Genomic DNA, 15,044 nt, shown 5'->3' on the forward strand with positions numbered 1-15,044 from the left:
TGCTCATTCATATGGGATAAATGAAGTAATTACATAGAGGTGACAAAAATGGAATTAGTAGAAATTAGACAAGAACTAGAGAAAATGGCTAAGAGATTAGCGGCGTTTAGGGGGTCTCTTTGACCTCGCTGGAAAAGAAAAGCGAATCGCAGAACTAGAAGAAATTATGATGGGAGCAAGCTTTTGGGATGATCAAAAGAGTGCGCAAACAGTCATTAATGAAGCGAATGCGTTAAAAGATATGGTTGGTAAGTTTAACACGCTTAATGAAACGTTTGAAAATCTGGAAGTAACACATGAACTTGTAAAAGAAGAATATGATGAAGAATTGCATGCAGAGCTTGAAACTGAAGTGAAAACTTTATCTGCAGATATGAACGAATACGAACTTCAACTATTACTAAATGAAGAACACGACAAGAATAATGCGATTTTAGAGTTGCACCCAGGTGCAGGTGGAACAGAATCACAAGATTGGGGTTCTATGCTGCTTCGTATGTATACACGCTGGGCGGAAAAACGCGGCTTTAAAGTAGAAACGTTAGATTATCTTCCTGGAGATGAAGCTGGGATTAAAAGCGTTACGTTATTAATTAAAGGACATAATGCTTACGGTTATTTAAAAGCAGAAAAAGGCGTACACCGTCTTGTACGTATTTCACCATTCGATTCATCTGGCCGTCGTCATACATCTTTCGTATCTTGTGAAGTGGTACCAGAGTTTAACGATGATATTGAAATTGAAATACGTACAGAGGATTTAAAAATAGATACGTACCGTGCAAGTGGTGCGGGTGGACAGCATATTAATACGACGGACTCAGCAGTTCGTATTACGCATATTCCAACAAATGTTGTGGTAACATGTCAATCTGAGCGTTCTCAAATTAAAAACCGTGAGCATGCAATGAAAATGTTGAAAGCGAAACTGTACCAACAAAAATTAGAAGAACAACAAGCAGAGCTTGATGAAATTCGTGGTGAGCAAAAAGAAATTGGCTGGGGCAGTCAAATTCGTTCATACGTATTCCATCCATACTCTCTTGTAAAAGATCATCGTACAAATACAGAGATCGGGAATGTGCAAGCAGTTATGGACGGAGAAATTGATGCATTTATTGATGCATACTTACGTTCCCGTATTTCGTAAAAGGATTATTTTTTATTAATAAAAAATGCCAACAGGGAGTTGGCACATACGAGAGAAAATCCGAAGTATACCTTCTATCTAGAGGGAGAGAAAGAGGAGAGAAGTTGTATGGCAACTTCTCTTTTTGGTGGGTGTAGTTGTAGCATACAAGCTGTATATTACTTTGTAAAAAGTAGAAAATAATAAAATGTTGAATGTGATAGAACAAAAAATAGAGTACATTTTAGATACTTTATACTATATAAATACAAATTGAAAAACCGACATAAAAATCTTTCTTTTTAAATGGGCGAGAGCATCTGGCCATGCTTTATTCTGCATAGCAACGATTTATATGTCGAAAAATCAAAATGAATGTATATAGAGAACATTTATGTTTTGCACCCTATCCATTTGTTCACGAAATTGAAACAATTACTGAGAAGCCTTGAGCCTGCAAGAGATTATCCATATTTAGGATAATACTGGGTATGCAGGTAAGTTTTGAAATTGCAGGGAAATCATTATAATGCTATTGAGGGATCAATTAACAGTGGGGAGTGATATAGATGAAAAAGAAATTATTGATGATTGTATTAGGCACATCGTTAGCTCTTACAGTAGGAGCATGTGGAAAAAAGGAAGAAAGTAAACCTTCTAGTCCTGGTCAAGGAGCAAGTGCTGATAGTGCTGAGAAAGTATTCCAAAAAAGCTGCGCAGGTTGCCACGGTAATGACTTACAAGGATTATCTGGACCAGCTTTACAAAAAGTAGGCGGAAAGTACGGGAAAGAAGATATTGAAAAAATTATCACGAAAGGCCGCGGCGCTATGCCAGCTGGTCTAATCCAAGGCGAAGATGCGAAAAAAGTAGCAGAATGGCTAGCAGAGAAGAAGTAAGAAAGAAAAGCGGAGCCGACTGTTTAGGCCTGTTGGCTAAGGTTCTTTCACACAGAAGGTGCTTTTTACCTTCTGGTGTGGAAAGTTCTTAGGCATGAGGGCCTAGGAGGCAGAGCTGGACAAAAAAGAAAAGCGGGAGCGGCTTGCTCAGAATGGGAGGGGGATGGAGCTCCTGACAGAGAGGCGTATTGTGCCTCGGAGGAAGGCGCGAAGCCACCGACCGTTCTAGCCGCAGGAGCTGGACAGAAAGAAAAGCGGAAGCGGCTTGCTCAGAATCGTTTTATGGAATAAATGAGACCTTTTTGTATGAAGGCAGAAGGTCTTATTTGTTTGTGTCATGTCCTATCCTATATTTCGCACTGTGTAACATAACTGTAACAAACTTGTATCCGAATTTAAAACGGAATAATGGTACAATGTAGAGCGTAGTGCCTTTTTGTAGAATTTTGGAGAAAAGTTTTGCATATTTAGATGATGTAATAGTGAAAAAAAGTAGAAACGACCGAAGATTTTAGCAGCTATAGTTAAACATCGAAGAATAGAAAGTGTCGAAAAAATCATTAGTATTGGGTGATAAATAATGATAACAATGACGAATGTTTATAAGGAGTATCCAAATGGCATGAAAGCCGTTAATGGACTCACAGTAAAAATTAAGCAAGGTGAATTCGTATATGTAGTAGGACCGAGTGGAGCCGGGAAATCTACATTTATTAAAATGATGTATCGTGAAGAAAAACCAACCACAGGATCTATTAATATAAATGGTTTGGTAATTGAATCTTTAGCAGAGCGTGACGTACCACATTTCCGTCGTCAGCTAGGCGTAATTTTCCAAGATTTTAAGTTGCTTCCGAAGTTAACTGTATATGAGAATGTTGCGTTTGCCTTAGAAGTAATCGAAGAAGAACGAGAAGTGATTCGTGAGCGTGTTATGGAAGTATTAGCTCTTGTAGGTCTTGAAGAACGTGCTGATTCATTGCCAAGTGAGCTTTCTGGTGGGGAACAACAACGTATTGCAATTGCAAGAGCGATTGTGAATCGTCCGAAAGTTGTAATTGCCGATGAACCAACAGGTAACCTTGATATAGATACAGCGATGGATATTATGAGTATTTTCAAGCGCATTAATGATCGCGGTACAACAATTATTATGGCGACGCATAATGCAGATATTGTAAATACAATTCGTCATCGTGTAATTGCAATTGAAGGTGGAAAAATTGTTCGAGACGAGATTGAGGGAGGATACGGATATGAAGACTAAAACCCTTAGTCGCCATTTACGAGAAGGTATCAAAAATTTATCCCGTAACGGATGGATGACATTTGCTTCTGTAAGTGCAGTAACAGTTACATTACTACTTGTAGGTGTCTTTTTAACAGCGATTATGAATATGAACCATTTTGCAACGAAAGTAGAGCAAGATGTAGAAATTCGTGTACATATTGATCCAGCAGCTAAGAAAGAGGATCAAAAAAAATTAAAAGAAGATATTTCAAAGATTTCGAAAGTCGAGTCTGTTAAATATTCTTCTAAAGATACAGAACTAAAAAAATTGATTAAAAGTTTAGGTGATAGCGGGAAATCATTTGAGCTATTTGAACAAGATAACCCGTTAAAAGATGTATATGTTGTAAAAGCGAAAGAACCAACTGATACAGCTGGTATTGCAAAGAAAATTGGAAAAATGCAATTTGTAAATAAAGTACAATATGGACAAGGCGAAGTAGAAAAATTATTTGATACAGTAAAAGCCGGCCGTAATATTGGGATTATATTAATTGCAGGTCTGTTATTCACAGCGATGTTCTTAATCTCTAATACAATTAAAATTACAATCTATGCACGAAGCACTGAAATTGAAATTATGAAACTTGTTGGAGCAACAAACTGGTTTATTCGTTGGCCATTCTTGTTAGAAGGGTTATTCCTAGGTGCACTAGGTTCAATCATTCCAATTATTATGATTGTGACTTCATATAATTCGCTTCAATCTATGTTTAATGAGCAATTTGCAGGAACAATTTTTGAATTGCTTCCATACAGCCCGTTTGTTTTCGAGCTATCTGCATTGTTAATGCTAATCGGTGCATTAATTGGTATGTGGGGAAGCGTTATGTCAATCCGTCGTTTCTTAAAAGTATAAAGTGTAAAAAGTTGCAAACATATTTCGTACAAGCTTATCATATAGTAGAAATAGATAAAGGCATCGCACAACGTGTGATGCCTTTTCATACACCATTGTGTGTTCGGAAAGGGGAATTCCGCATTGAAACGTAGAGTTGCGATTATAGGAATGGTTGTAGCGTTTTTCATTGGCGCTGGCGGAATGTTTGCGGGTATATATTGGCTTGGTGGCCCTTATATCGCGCAATCTATTACAGGAAAAGATGCCAATGTAAAACAAGCGGATTTGGATAAAATTCGCGAAGCGTATACACTAATTGATTCACGTTATGTTGAGGATGTGAAGGATGACAAGCTAGTTGAAGGAGCTATTCAAGGGATGCTTGCAATGCTGAAAGACCCATACTCTACATACATGGATAAGAAAACAGCAGAGCAATTTGAGCAATCGCTTGATCCAGAACTAGAAGGAATTGGTGCTGAAGTAAATAAAACGGATGAGAAATTAATCATTGTGTCACCAATTAAAGATTCGCCGGCAGAAAAGGCAGGTCTAAAACCGAACGATCAAATTTTAACAGTTGATGGAAATGGTGTGAAAGACTTATCGCGCGAGGAAGCAGTTATGAAAATTCGCGGAAAAAAAGGGACAACAGTTACGCTTGAAGTGAAGCGTTCAGGAGTTACTGATCCGTTAACATTTAAAATTAAGCGTGATAAAATTCCGATTTTCACTGTATTTAGTTCTGTGAAGAAAGAGAATGGAAAGGATATTGGATATATACAAATTACATCATTCTCTGAAAAAACAGCGAAAGAATTTAAAGATCAGTTGAAAGAGCTTGAGAAGAAAAATATACAAGGGCTTGTCATTGATGTGCGCGGAAACCCAGGCGGTTATTTAACAAGTGTTGAAGATATTTTAAAAGTGCTTATGACAGATAAAAAACCAATGCTTCAAGTAGAACAGCGAAATGGTGAGAAGCAAAAGTTCTACACATCGTTAAAAGAGAGAAAACCGTATCCAATCTCTGTATTAGTTGATAAAGGTAGCGCCTCTGCTTCTGAAATTTTAGCAGGAGCGTTAAAAGAAGGAGAAGGCTATTCTCTTATTGGTGAGAAAACATTTGGGAAAGGCACTGTTCAGCAAGCTGTGCCATTTACAGATGGCAGCAATATTAAATTGACAATGTTTAAATGGCTAACACCAGAAGGCAACTGGATTCATAAAAAAGGAATTGAGCCGACGGTCGAAGTGAAGCAGCCTGATTACTACCATGCAACGCCAATTCAAATTGAAAAAACGTTGTCTTACAATGATAATGATGAGCAAGTGAAGCATGTACAAGAGATGTTAAAGAGTCTTGGATATGAGCCAGGCCGTGAAGATGGCTACTTTAGTAAGGAAACAGAAGCAGCTGTGAAAGCATTCCAAAATGCAAACAGTATGGATGCAACGGGCAAGCTTGATAAAAGGACAGCAGAGACAATCCAGAATAAAATTGTTGAAAAAATTCGTTCTGGTGAAAACGATATGCAGCTTCAAGCAGCACTGAAATTAATGGCGAAATAAGAAAAGATGCCGGGGGTTCCCCGGCATCTTTTCTTTATAAGTCGCTGCTATGCAGAATACAACATGTTCGCTACTTAAAACCTGGCATGTGGCAGGAAAAGGCCCTGAACGCTCCTATGTGCGGCCAGACGCTCTCGCCCTTCCCTAAAAAAGAAAGGGTTTTTATGTCGTTTTTGCAATTTGTATTTATATATATTTTCAATGTGATAAGTACAATGTTCTGTATATTTTTTATGTGTTAAACAAACGTTTGATTAATTATGATAAGATAAAATGAAACGGAGTAAATCTTACATAAGGTAATGTGTACGGAAGAAATGAAATATCTTATAAATGGTGGTGAATCGTTTCGTGGAGAGTTGGTTATCAGAAATTGTGAAGGCAATCGTGCGTTTTTTAATGCATCCTGCTTTGTATGTTTTCTTTATAAGTAGTTTTTTTGTTGGATATTTACGAGTATTACGAGAGCGGAAAGATTTTTCCTTTAAGGTGTATGATGTTTGGTATGAACTACGTACATCTATATTTGCAGGAATTGGTTTAGGAATCATTTTATCATTGATTACAGTTGGAACAGGCCTTGTTGTATCACAAGCAAGTGTGTTTATAATGGCGATTTGGACGGGACTGTTTGCTATCATTGTTCAGTATAGATACTTATCACCTGCATATACGTTAGGGGTTGCCATTGTAGCAGCGATATTATCTTCGAAACTTCCGTATTCCTTCTTACAGCTTCAAGAAGGAGAAGAGAGTAGTATTGTATCATTAGCGATTTTACTTGGCCTCATGTTAGTTGTAGAAGGTTTACTTATTTCTAAAAATGCCACAAACTATTCAACTCCGAAATTGCGAAAAGGAAAACGCAGTTTAAATATTGGATTGCATGAATCAAACAGATTATGGCTGGTACCGTTATTCGTTCTTATACCAGGCGATACTTTAACGCAGTTTGTATCTTGGTGGCCAGTTGTCTCTGTTGGATCACAAAAGTTTTCTTTATTCTTAATTCCGTTTTTAGTTGGATTTACGAGAACGATTAAAAGCTTTGAACCAAAAGAAGCGTTGTTATTTACAGGACGGCGCGTGTTTGGGCTAGCTGCAGTTGTCCTTCTATTAGGAATAGTGAGTTATTGGTGGCATACATTAGCAATTGTAGCTATGGGAGTAGCAATTCTTGGACGGTTGACAATTGCTGTACAAGAGCGTTTGGAAGATGGACGGCGCCCTGCATACTTTTCTTCCCGCGATAATGGTCTAGTTGTACTAGGCACAATTCCAGGTACAGCCGGGGAGGCGCTGGACTTGAAACCAGGGGAAACCATTGTAAAAATGAACGGAGTCGTTCCAACAAATGTGGATGAGTTCTACAATGCGCTGCAATCAAGAACAACAGGTGCTTTTTGTAAAATGGAAGTTGTTGATACGAACGGTGAGCTTCGCCTTGTACAACATGCGATTTATGAAGGGGAGCATCACGAACTTGGGATTGTTTTTGTAGAACAAGAACATCAGTGGGATACGGAAGTTGGCTGATGCCGTTAAAAGAATGGCATATCAAAACGCATCTAAAGTTAGGTGCGTTTTTTTGTGCTATTTTTTCTATGATTTTTTATGTAAATCGTTAATTAATATACGATCGTTTTTAAGAATGTCATTGAAATGTACCGATACATTCTAGTACAGCAAAATAAATTATGCTATGATGTGAACAAATATAAAGCTATCTAACGGAGGGATTCACATGCCGCATGTTGTATTTCGTGGAATTACTACTGAACAATTAAAGGATATAAGTAAACCATTAGTAGAAGAGCTTGCAGAGATTTGTGAGTGTGGTACGGATAATTTTACGTTGGAACTACCAAGTTCTACATTTGTATACAATGGGGAAGAAATAGAAGCGTTTCCTCTTATTGAAGTAAAATGGTTCGAGCGTGGACAGGAAATTCGTGATCGATTTGCCAAGGCCATTACTACATATATAATGGATTTTGGACTTCCAGAAGTAGAGGTTGTATTTACGGTTTTCACAGAGTCAGCTTATTATATTAACGGGAAGCATTGTGCAAATTAGAGCTATTTGAAAGACTTTTGTAACATTCATGAGAGAGTAATGAAAGATTTGTTATGTATGATGAAGTTAAGGTTATTACCCAATATGATGTAATTTCATGAAAATAGGGTATTTTATACATAGGGTTATAAGCTTATATACATAGGAGGTAATCTATTATGATCGTTACAACAACTTCTGTTATTCAAGGAAAAGAAATTGAAGAGTATATTGATATCGTAAACGGAGAAGCAATTATGGGAGCGAATATCGTTCGTGATTTATTTGCTTCTGTTCGTGACGTTGTCGGCGGCCGTTCTGGTGCTTATGAAAGTAAGTTAAAAGAAGCGCGTGATATTGCAATGGAAGAAATGAAGCAGCTTGCAGCACAAAAAGGTGCAAACGCAATTGTTGGCATTGATGTTGATTATGAAGTAGTTCGTGAAGGTATGTTAATGGTAGCTGTAAGCGGAACTGCAGTTAAAGTTCGATAAGAGAATGATTTTTTGAACCCTTCCTCAACTAAGAGGAGGGGTTCCTTTTATATGGGCTTTAAGTTGTCTTTTCAGTAAAATCGTTTAGACTAATAGAGAGGTGAAAACGAATGAAAGAGAAGGTTTCAAGTACGAAATGGTTCGGACTTGCTGTGCAATCTTTATTGGTACTAGCAGATTATGACGGTATTTGCCCTAGTGCAATTATGGCTGAAAAGTTAGGAACAAAGTCACTCTTTTTGAGGAAAATCCTTACTCATTTAGTTAAAGCGGAACTGATTGCAGCGAAAGAAGGACGAGATGGCGGTTATTATTTAGCTAGATCTGCAAATGAAATTACATTAGTAGAAGTTTATGATGCGATAAGAGCAGACCCATATTCAAAAGGATTCCTTGATGTAGATGGGAAAGAGTGTTTTTCTCCTTCGACATGTTCAGCGTTATATGAATTAAGAGATGAAATGGAAAGATGGCTTGTAGATGGACTGGCAAAGAAAAAGCTAGCTGATTTACTTCCGAAAGAATGAATGAAACGGAACTGTAGTTTTCGTTTTATTTTTTATAATTAACTGTTCTTGACAAAGGAACAGTTAAAAGAATATACTGTTCTTAAAATCAGAACAGTTAAGGGGAGAAATATAATGTCTGCAAAAAGATCAGCAACAGAAGAGTATTTGAATAAAATCCATGAGCTTACTACTCATACGGAAGCTCCGAAAGAAATTACGGACACAGATTTCTTTACTATCGCTAAGGAGCGCCAATCTGTACGTCATTATGATTCACATTTTAAAATGGATGAAAAAGATATTCGTGAAATTTTAGAGCTCGCAACTTTAGCTCCGTCATCGTCAAACTTACAATCATGGAGATTTCTTGTTGTGCAAGATGAAGCAGCGAAAGAAGAGTTATTACCAATTGCAAACAATCAACAACAAATTGTAGATGCTTCTATTGTCATTGCTGTTTTAGGAGATAAACAGGCCTATAAAAATGCTGAGAAAATTTACGGAGAAGTAGTGAAAAAAGGAAGAATGACAGAAGAAACGAAGAATTTCTATGTCAATTCAATTGTTGAAAACTATGGGAAATTCTCTAATGAACAAGCTACTCGCGTGGCGATGATTGATGGTGGCTTAGTAGCGATGCAGCTTATGTTAGCCGCAAAAGCAAAAGGTTTTGACACTGTACCAATTGGTGGTTTCCATCCGCAGAAATTTGTAGAAGCTTTTCATGTTCCAGAAAATCTTGAACCTGTCATGTTAATTTGTGTAGGGAAAGCAGTGCAGGCTGGGTTTGAAAAAGTTCGCCTTCCACTTGATGATGTGCTAACGTGGAATAAATTTTAATCGAAAAAAAACGGGGCTGACCCAGGTCAGCCCTCTTTAGTGTGTGCAGAGTGTCTAATGTTGCCTGTGGGTTTTTATACTATGTCGAATCGCCGATATATCAGAGGACAGATGTTTTACATTCTTGAATTTGACGTAGCAACTGCTCGTATTCACTTCCCAGAGCAATCACATCATCATGACGTCCTGGCATCGAAATGCGTCCGATTACTTCTGTTAATTTTGTTTGCAGACGCAATAGTTCCTGCTCTGTTGGATTGATAGAAGACTGTTCAGTTCGTTTCGTATATTGCTTGTAATTGCCTTGAAAGATCCGCGGTTCGTCTTCATCTAGGTGTAAAATGTGATCAGCAATTTTATGAACAAATGTGCGATCGTGACTAATGAACAACACAGTACCAGGATAATCTTTCAGCATGTGCTCTAGTTCTTCTTGAGTGGCAAGATCTAAATAATTTGTCGGTTCATCAAGAAGAAGCATATTGTAGTCTCCTAAGAAGATTTTTGCTAGTGCGACCTTTACACGTTCGCCGCCGCTTAATACGTTTACTTGTTTATACACATCTTCTCTTCGAAATAGTAGGCGAGCAAGGATTGTTCGTACAAAAGCTTCGTCATAACGCGTTTCTTCCATCACGTTTTGTAAAATGGTTTTGTCTTTTTGCAGAATGGCTAATGTTTGTTCAAAATAACCAATTTTACAGCTTTTTGAAAGCTGAATTCCTTGTTCCTTTGCTTGAATCAGATGAAATAGCGTTGTTTTTCCACTTCCATTTTTTCCGAGAATAGCAAGCTTTGCACCTGGAGCTATACTTCCGTTTATATTGTGAAAGAGGGTGCGGTTGCTGATTTTTTTCGTAATTTTATTAAATTGCACAGCTGTTTTACTATGAATGGGTGCATGGTATTGTACATCAAACTTTGTATGCACAATTTCTTTTGGTTTTTCTTTCTTTTCTAGTTGTTCTAATCTTGTTTCTAGTGCTTTTGCGGCTTTTTGAACATTGCCTTGGCTATAAGCTGCTCCCGATTTATATAGCCTAGATTCAGAAGAACTAAAACTTGAACGAATTTTTGTCATACCGGAAGCCCGCTGTAGTCTGCTGGCGATTGCTGTTTCTAAGCGCTGTTTTTCTTTCGTATACTTTTCATATTCCGCTTGCTGGTGCTGCCTTTGCTGACCTTTTTGCCCCCGGTAGTTTGTGTAATTTCCTTTATATTCCCGAACGGTACCGTCTTCAATCTCGATTATCTTTGTACAAATGGCATCTAATAAGGCGCGGTCATGGGAAATTAAAATAATTGCTCCTTTATAAGATAGTAATGCCTGCTCTAGTTGTTCTGTGCCATGCATATCGAGATGACTTGTTGGTTCATCAGCAAATAAGATAGATGCTTCTTGTTCAAGAGCATGAGCAATTTTTAAACGCCCGCGTTCGCCGCCGCTCATATTCGTTGTGACGTGAGAAATACCCCATTGTCCTTTTGCAATAGAAGAGGCTGTTTCCAATGTCTCCTCATGGAATTGTGGAATGATAGCGATCGAACCGTAATGAGTAATTGTTCCGCCATCAGGTTCTATTTCTTTACTTAATATTTGTAATAGCGTTGATTTTCCGGCGCCGTTTACACCGACAATTCCAATGCGATCATGGGCGTGGATATCAAGTGCTTGTAACGTAAATAAAGTGCGGTCACCAAAGCTTTTTTCAATGTTTCGTGCTGTTAAAATGGTCATAAAAAAACCTCCCTAGTTTCACTAGAGAGGATAGATTTCACCCGTAGTATGTAAAAAAGAGATGCACAAAAAACTGTACACGTATTTTTACATGTTCCTGTCAAAAGAAAGTTATCGACAAAAGGGCAGACTAATCCTCTTCTAGTTTTCATCATTTTGTTTCACTATTTGTGATGGATGAATAAAAAAGAGAATTAGAACTTCATTGGCCGATGTACCTTCCTTTCATAATTTCACCTTTATTGTATGCATTTGGATGTTAGTTTGTCAAATCATTCTGTTAATTTTTCTTAAAAATTTGATTATATAGTTTTGCCTTTTCGATTGTTTCTTTGTCATTCACAATCTCTCCTGGTGCATTGGCAGATCCAATTATATAACCTTCAAAGGAAGCATCGACAAAATCAAAAATGTACTGGAACTGTGCAATGAGCGGAAGTGCTTTTAATTTTGGATTGTCGCCGCCGACAATGACAACATACATTTTCTTATCTTTCATACGTTCTTTAAAATGAAGGGAGGTATCTCGTAAGCTTTGCGACCAACGATCGACAAAGTTTTTCATATATCCGCTCATCCCGTACCAATAAAGCGGCGTTGCGAAGACAATAGTATCATGCTCAAGCATTCGTTTGACGATGCCCTCGTAATCATCATCAATTGGTTGAAAGCCCTCGGCATCGTGACGCTGGTCTGTAATGGGCTTGATGGTATGATTGCGTAAATATACTTCTTCCGTTTGGACGCCTTCTAACAGCATATGCGTTAATTGTTCTGTATTCCCATTTGAACGTGAACTGCCGTGTAAAACGAACATCGTATATCAATTCCTTTCTTTTAACAACGTAATGTGCTTTTGTAAATTCGCCTCGATATGAGAAAGTAACGAAATCTGCTTTTTTACTTCCGCAAGCTTATCCTCGTAAAGTGTGATGATACTGCTGCACGGGTTATCGTGTAAGTGCGGCTCTATTTCTAAACAACGCAATATTCTAGCGGTTTCTTCTAAATTTAGCCCAAGCTGCAAATACATTTGAATGAGCTTTACTTGTTCAATCGTCGTTTCATCAAAATCACGATAGTCATTTGCAAGTCGTTTTGAAGTCAATAAGCCTTTTTCTTCATAATGCCGTAATGAACGTTCGCTTACGCCTGTACGTTTCGATAATTCTCCGATGCGCAAATCTATCACTCCTTCTTTTCTTATTTTAAACCTTCACATTAGTGTAAAGGTCAACGCTGTTGATTCGCAAAGTTTTGCACATGATCTAAAAATACTTGAATCGCTTTAGAAGGAATAAAATATTTTCCCCGTACAATGGAGAACGGGCGCAGGAGCTTTTCGTTTGGCACAGGGATGTGACATACTTCACCAGCTTGCAATTCCTTACGTACTGTCCAGTCTGATAAAATGGCAATTCCGAGTCCGGCCGCAACGGCTTCTTTTACACTTTGAATGCTGCTAAATGTGAAGTAACGCTTCATTTTTAAATGATGGTCGTGAATAAAGCGGTCGCTGTAAGCCCTTGTTCCTGAACCGGTTTCGCGGAGCACCCATATTTGATCTTGCAGCATGTTTGTCTGAATTGGGTTTGTCATCGTCAGAGGATGATTTGGCGGAACGACAAGCTTCATTTCATCCTCCATAAATGATTCTACGTCTACATCTGTGTAGATGACTTGCCCTTCTACTAGGCCAATATCTAGCTGATTTGAGCGAACTCCTTGTAATACCTCTTCTGTATTCGAGATAAAGGTATGAACTTCAACGCGTGGATGTTCCTTCGCATAGTTTGCTAATATTTTAGGAAGAAGATATTCTCCAATTGTAAAACTAGCGCCAATACGCAGCGTCCCCGTAACGATATTATGAAGTTCATTAATTTCTTGTTTTGCTTCTTCGTACAGTGTAAGCATTTGTTTTGCATGTATGTATAAAATGTTTCCTGCTTCTGTGACTTGGACATGTTTTGGTGAGCGCTGAATGAGCGTTGTGCCGAATTCATTTTCTAAATTGCGAATGTGCATGCTTACCCCTGGCTGGGAAAGATTCAGCATTTCGGCAGCTCTTGAAAAATGTTTTTGCTCTACGACTGTTACAAAAATTTTTAAAATGTCGGTGTTTATGAGACTCATTCCTTTCGTTTTTTAAATTTTATCGTAACTACTTAGCCATACATTTCATTTAGAAATTTGGTAAGGGGTATGATTCCAGTGAAAATACGCCTCTTATTACCTATAGAAAGTTATGTTCATTTTTCAGCATATAGATTGCTGTTATGAAGATAAAAATGGACATATACCTTGCTGCCTTTCTTTGTTTTCAAACTTTGCGGGTGGCAGGAAAAGGCCCTGACCGCTCCTATACATAGCCATAAAATAATGCTTTTCTGCCTTTTTTTCATAGAGTGACTGAGTAGTTACATTCTATCATAAGTTTTCTTGATGATTGAAATAGCATATTAGTATTAAACTTATGGTTAAAATGCTCTTATAATGAAAGTAGAACGAACATGCATGTTACAAGATAGTTATTGGAGTGGTACAAAGTGAATCAAATGATAGCCTTACAAAAGGAGAAGCGTTTCGGATTCGCGCAGGGCATTGGGATTACGTTACTTATTGCTATTGTTGCAAAATACTTGGCGCAGCTTCCATTTTTAAGTATTATGGGCCAATTAGTAATTGCTATTCTAATCGGAATGATATGGAGAGCGGCAATTGGTGTACCGAATCAAGCGGTTGCAGGAACGAATTTTTCGAGTAAAAAACTACTGCGTCTAGGGATTATATTACTCGGTATGCGATTAAATTTAGTTGATATTGCGAAGGCTGGTCCAAAGGTATTGGTCATGGCCGCAATTGTCATTACATTTACGCTTACTGTTGTATATGCATTAACGCGTTTTTGTAAAGTAGAGAAGAAACTTGGCATTTTAACGGCATGCGGAACAGCGATTTGCGGGGCGGCAGCTGTTGTGGCAATTGGACCGCAAGTAAAAGCAAAGGATGAAGAGGTCGCAGTTAGTGCAGCGATCGTTGCGATTTTAGGAACAATTTTCACATTAGCATATACATTGCTGTATCCTGTGCTTCATTTGTCTCCGTATGGATATGGTGTTTTTTCTGGGGCAACATTGCATGAAATTGCTCATGTCATTGCAGCGGCAGCACCTGGTGGAAGTCAATCGGTTGATATTGCGGTAATTATGAAGTTAACGCGCGTTGCCTTTCTTGTACCTGTGGCCATTTTAATTGGCATATGGTTTCAGCGTGGAGAAGAAACGGGGCAAAAAAAATCTTGGCGTGACATTCCGATTCCGTGGTTTATTTTTGGTTTCTTAGCAGTGAGTGCGTTTCATTCATTAGGAATTGTACCTGAAAAAATCGCAAGCGATATCGTTGTTATTTCTTATATGCTTATGGCTATGGCCATGGCTGGGCTGGGCTTAAATGTAGAATTTAAGACATTTCGTAAGCTAGGAACGAAAGCATTTATTGCAGGGCTCATTGGATCGGTATTACTTTCTGTTCTTGGGTATACGCTTTTGTATGTGTTGCATTTTGTGTAGAGGACTTGCTGGGCAAGTCCTTTTTTATTGGGGATTTTGTAAAGATATCTTTACTTGTTCTGGAAAATATTTATAATAAAAGTAAAGATATCTTTACTTTTTG

At 38.0% G+C, this 15,044-nt stretch carries 15 protein-coding genes; 11 read left to right on the forward strand and 4 right to left on the reverse strand.

The annotated features are described in order from the left end of the window. The first annotated feature begins 48 nt into the window (after positions 1-48). The 10 genes from prfB to WAZ07_RS07815 all read left to right on the forward strand — a co-directional run bounded on the left by prfB (position 49) and on the right by WAZ07_RS07815 (position 9,631). Positions 49-1,150, forward strand: a protein-coding gene (gene prfB, locus WAZ07_RS07770; RefSeq protein WP_336471983.1) for a peptide chain release factor 2 whose coding sequence is annotated in 2 segments (ribosomal slippage) — positions 49-120 and positions 122-1,150 — 1,101 coding nt in all. Because the reading frame shifts where the segments join, the coding sequence is not laid out codon by codon here. A 548-nt stretch (positions 1,151-1,698) separates the two neighbouring features. Beyond that, on the forward strand, positions 1,699-2,028 hold the full coding sequence (gene cccB / locus WAZ07_RS07775) for a cytochrome c551 (protein ID WP_336471984.1): 330 nt from the start codon (positions 1,699-1,701) through the stop codon (positions 2,026-2,028). Between the two features lie 580 nt (positions 2,029-2,608). Continuing rightward, positions 2,609-3,295 (forward strand): cell division ATP-binding protein FtsE, encoded by a 687-nt coding sequence (ftsE, locus tag WAZ07_RS07780; protein WP_090920293.1) that lies wholly within the window; start codon positions 2,609-2,611, stop codon positions 3,293-3,295. Continuing rightward, positions 3,285-4,178, forward strand: a complete 894-nt coding sequence (gene ftsX, locus WAZ07_RS07785) for a permease-like cell division protein FtsX (RefSeq protein WP_090920296.1) — start codon at positions 3,285-3,287, stop codon at positions 4,176-4,178. The genes ftsE and ftsX overlap by 11 nt, the downstream gene beginning before the upstream one ends. A gap of 123 nt (positions 4,179-4,301) precedes the next feature. Beyond that, positions 4,302-5,732, forward strand: a complete 1,431-nt coding sequence (locus WAZ07_RS07790; protein WP_336471985.1) for a S41 family peptidase — start codon at positions 4,302-4,304, stop codon at positions 5,730-5,732. A gap of 333 nt (positions 5,733-6,065) precedes the next feature. Beyond that, positions 6,066-7,268, forward strand: coding sequence for a PDZ domain-containing protein (locus WAZ07_RS07795; protein ID WP_336471986.1), 1,203 nt, complete (start codon positions 6,066-6,068; stop codon positions 7,266-7,268). Between the two features lie 208 nt (positions 7,269-7,476). Next, entirely contained in the window at positions 7,477-7,809 is a 333-nt protein-coding gene (locus tag WAZ07_RS07800) for a DUF1904 family protein (RefSeq protein ID WP_336471987.1), read from the forward strand. A 158-nt stretch (positions 7,810-7,967) separates the two neighbouring features. Continuing rightward, on the forward strand, positions 7,968-8,282 hold the full coding sequence (locus WAZ07_RS07805; protein WP_090915904.1) for a heavy metal-binding domain-containing protein: 315 nt from the start codon (positions 7,968-7,970) through the stop codon (positions 8,280-8,282). A 110-nt stretch (positions 8,283-8,392) separates the two neighbouring features. Continuing rightward, positions 8,393-8,809 carry an RrF2 family transcriptional regulator gene (locus WAZ07_RS07810; RefSeq protein WP_336471988.1) on the forward strand — a complete coding sequence of 139 codons (417 nt, stop codon included), beginning with the start codon at positions 8,393-8,395 and terminating at the stop codon, positions 8,807-8,809. Between the two features lie 114 nt (positions 8,810-8,923). Beyond that, entirely contained in the window at positions 8,924-9,631 is a 708-nt protein-coding gene (locus WAZ07_RS07815; RefSeq protein ID WP_090915908.1) for a nitroreductase family protein, read from the forward strand. A 100-nt stretch (positions 9,632-9,731) separates the two neighbouring features. Here the strand turns inward: WAZ07_RS07815 and abc-f are convergent, their stop codons facing one another. The 4 genes from abc-f to WAZ07_RS07835 all read right to left on the reverse strand — a co-directional run bounded on the left by abc-f (position 9,732) and on the right by WAZ07_RS07835 (position 13,496). Continuing rightward, the gene (abc-f, locus tag WAZ07_RS07820; RefSeq protein WP_336471989.1) at positions 9,732-11,369 is read right to left on the reverse strand and encodes a ribosomal protection-like ABC-F family protein; all 1,638 of its coding nucleotides are present in this window, start codon (positions 11,367-11,369) and stop codon (positions 9,732-9,734) included. A gap of 280 nt (positions 11,370-11,649) precedes the next feature. After that, positions 11,650-12,186 carry a flavodoxin family protein gene (locus WAZ07_RS07825; protein WP_336471990.1) on the reverse strand — a complete coding sequence of 179 codons (537 nt, stop codon included), beginning with the start codon at positions 12,184-12,186 and terminating at the stop codon, positions 11,650-11,652. 6 nt (positions 12,187-12,192) lie between these two features. Further along, the gene (locus tag WAZ07_RS07830; RefSeq protein ID WP_336471991.1) at positions 12,193-12,552 is read right to left on the reverse strand and encodes a MerR family transcriptional regulator; all 360 of its coding nucleotides are present in this window, start codon (positions 12,550-12,552) and stop codon (positions 12,193-12,195) included. Positions 12,553-12,602: 50 nt separating this feature from the next. Then, positions 12,603-13,496 carry a LysR family transcriptional regulator gene (locus tag WAZ07_RS07835; RefSeq protein ID WP_336472108.1) on the reverse strand — a complete coding sequence of 298 codons (894 nt, stop codon included), beginning with the start codon at positions 13,494-13,496 and terminating at the stop codon, positions 12,603-12,605. A gap of 431 nt (positions 13,497-13,927) precedes the next feature. Here WAZ07_RS07835 and WAZ07_RS07840 point away from each other — a divergent pair, with 431 nt between their 5' ends. Next, entirely contained in the window at positions 13,928-14,941 is a 1,014-nt protein-coding gene (locus tag WAZ07_RS07840; RefSeq protein ID WP_413788875.1) for a YeiH family protein, read from the forward strand. The last annotated feature ends 103 nt before the right edge of the window (positions 14,942-15,044 follow it).

Origin of the sequence: Bacillus bruguierae (genome assembly GCF_037104725.1) — a bacterium.
GTDB classification, from domain to species: domain Bacteria; phylum Bacillota; class Bacilli; order Bacillales; family Bacillaceae_G; genus Bacillus_A; species Bacillus_A bruguierae.

Bases quoted from the DNA above. Each gene is read 5' to 3' on its own strand.
- WAZ07_RS07800 (WP_336471987.1), top strand. From the start codon at position 7,477: ATGCCGCATGTTGTATTTCGTGGAATTACTACTGAACAATTAAAGGAT.
- WAZ07_RS07795 (WP_336471986.1), top strand. From the start codon at position 6,066: ATGGTGGTGAATCGTTTCGTGGAGAGTTGGTTATCAGAAATTGTGAAG.
- WAZ07_RS07805 (WP_090915904.1), top strand. From the start codon at position 7,968: ATGATCGTTACAACAACTTCTGTTATTCAAGGAAAAGAAATTGAAGAG.
- WAZ07_RS07840 (WP_413788875.1), top strand. From the start codon at position 13,928: ATGATAGCCTTACAAAAGGAGAAGCGTTTCGGATTCGCGCAGGGCATT.
- cccB (WP_336471984.1), top strand. From the start codon at position 1,699: ATGAAAAAGAAATTATTGATGATTGTATTAGGCACATCGTTAGCTCTT.
- WAZ07_RS07825 (WP_336471990.1), bottom strand. From the start codon at position 12,186: ATGTTCGTTTTACACGGCAGTTCACGTTCAAATGGGAATACAGAACAA.
- WAZ07_RS07815 (WP_090915908.1), top strand. From the start codon at position 8,924: ATGTCTGCAAAAAGATCAGCAACAGAAGAGTATTTGAATAAAATCCAT.
- ftsE (WP_090920293.1), top strand. From the start codon at position 2,609: ATGATAACAATGACGAATGTTTATAAGGAGTATCCAAATGGCATGAAA.
- ftsX (WP_090920296.1), top strand. From the start codon at position 3,285: ATGAAGACTAAAACCCTTAGTCGCCATTTACGAGAAGGTATCAAAAAT.
- WAZ07_RS07810 (WP_336471988.1), top strand. From the start codon at position 8,393: ATGAAAGAGAAGGTTTCAAGTACGAAATGGTTCGGACTTGCTGTGCAA.
- abc-f (WP_336471989.1), bottom strand. From the start codon at position 11,369: ATGACCATTTTAACAGCACGAAACATTGAAAAAAGCTTTGGTGACCGC.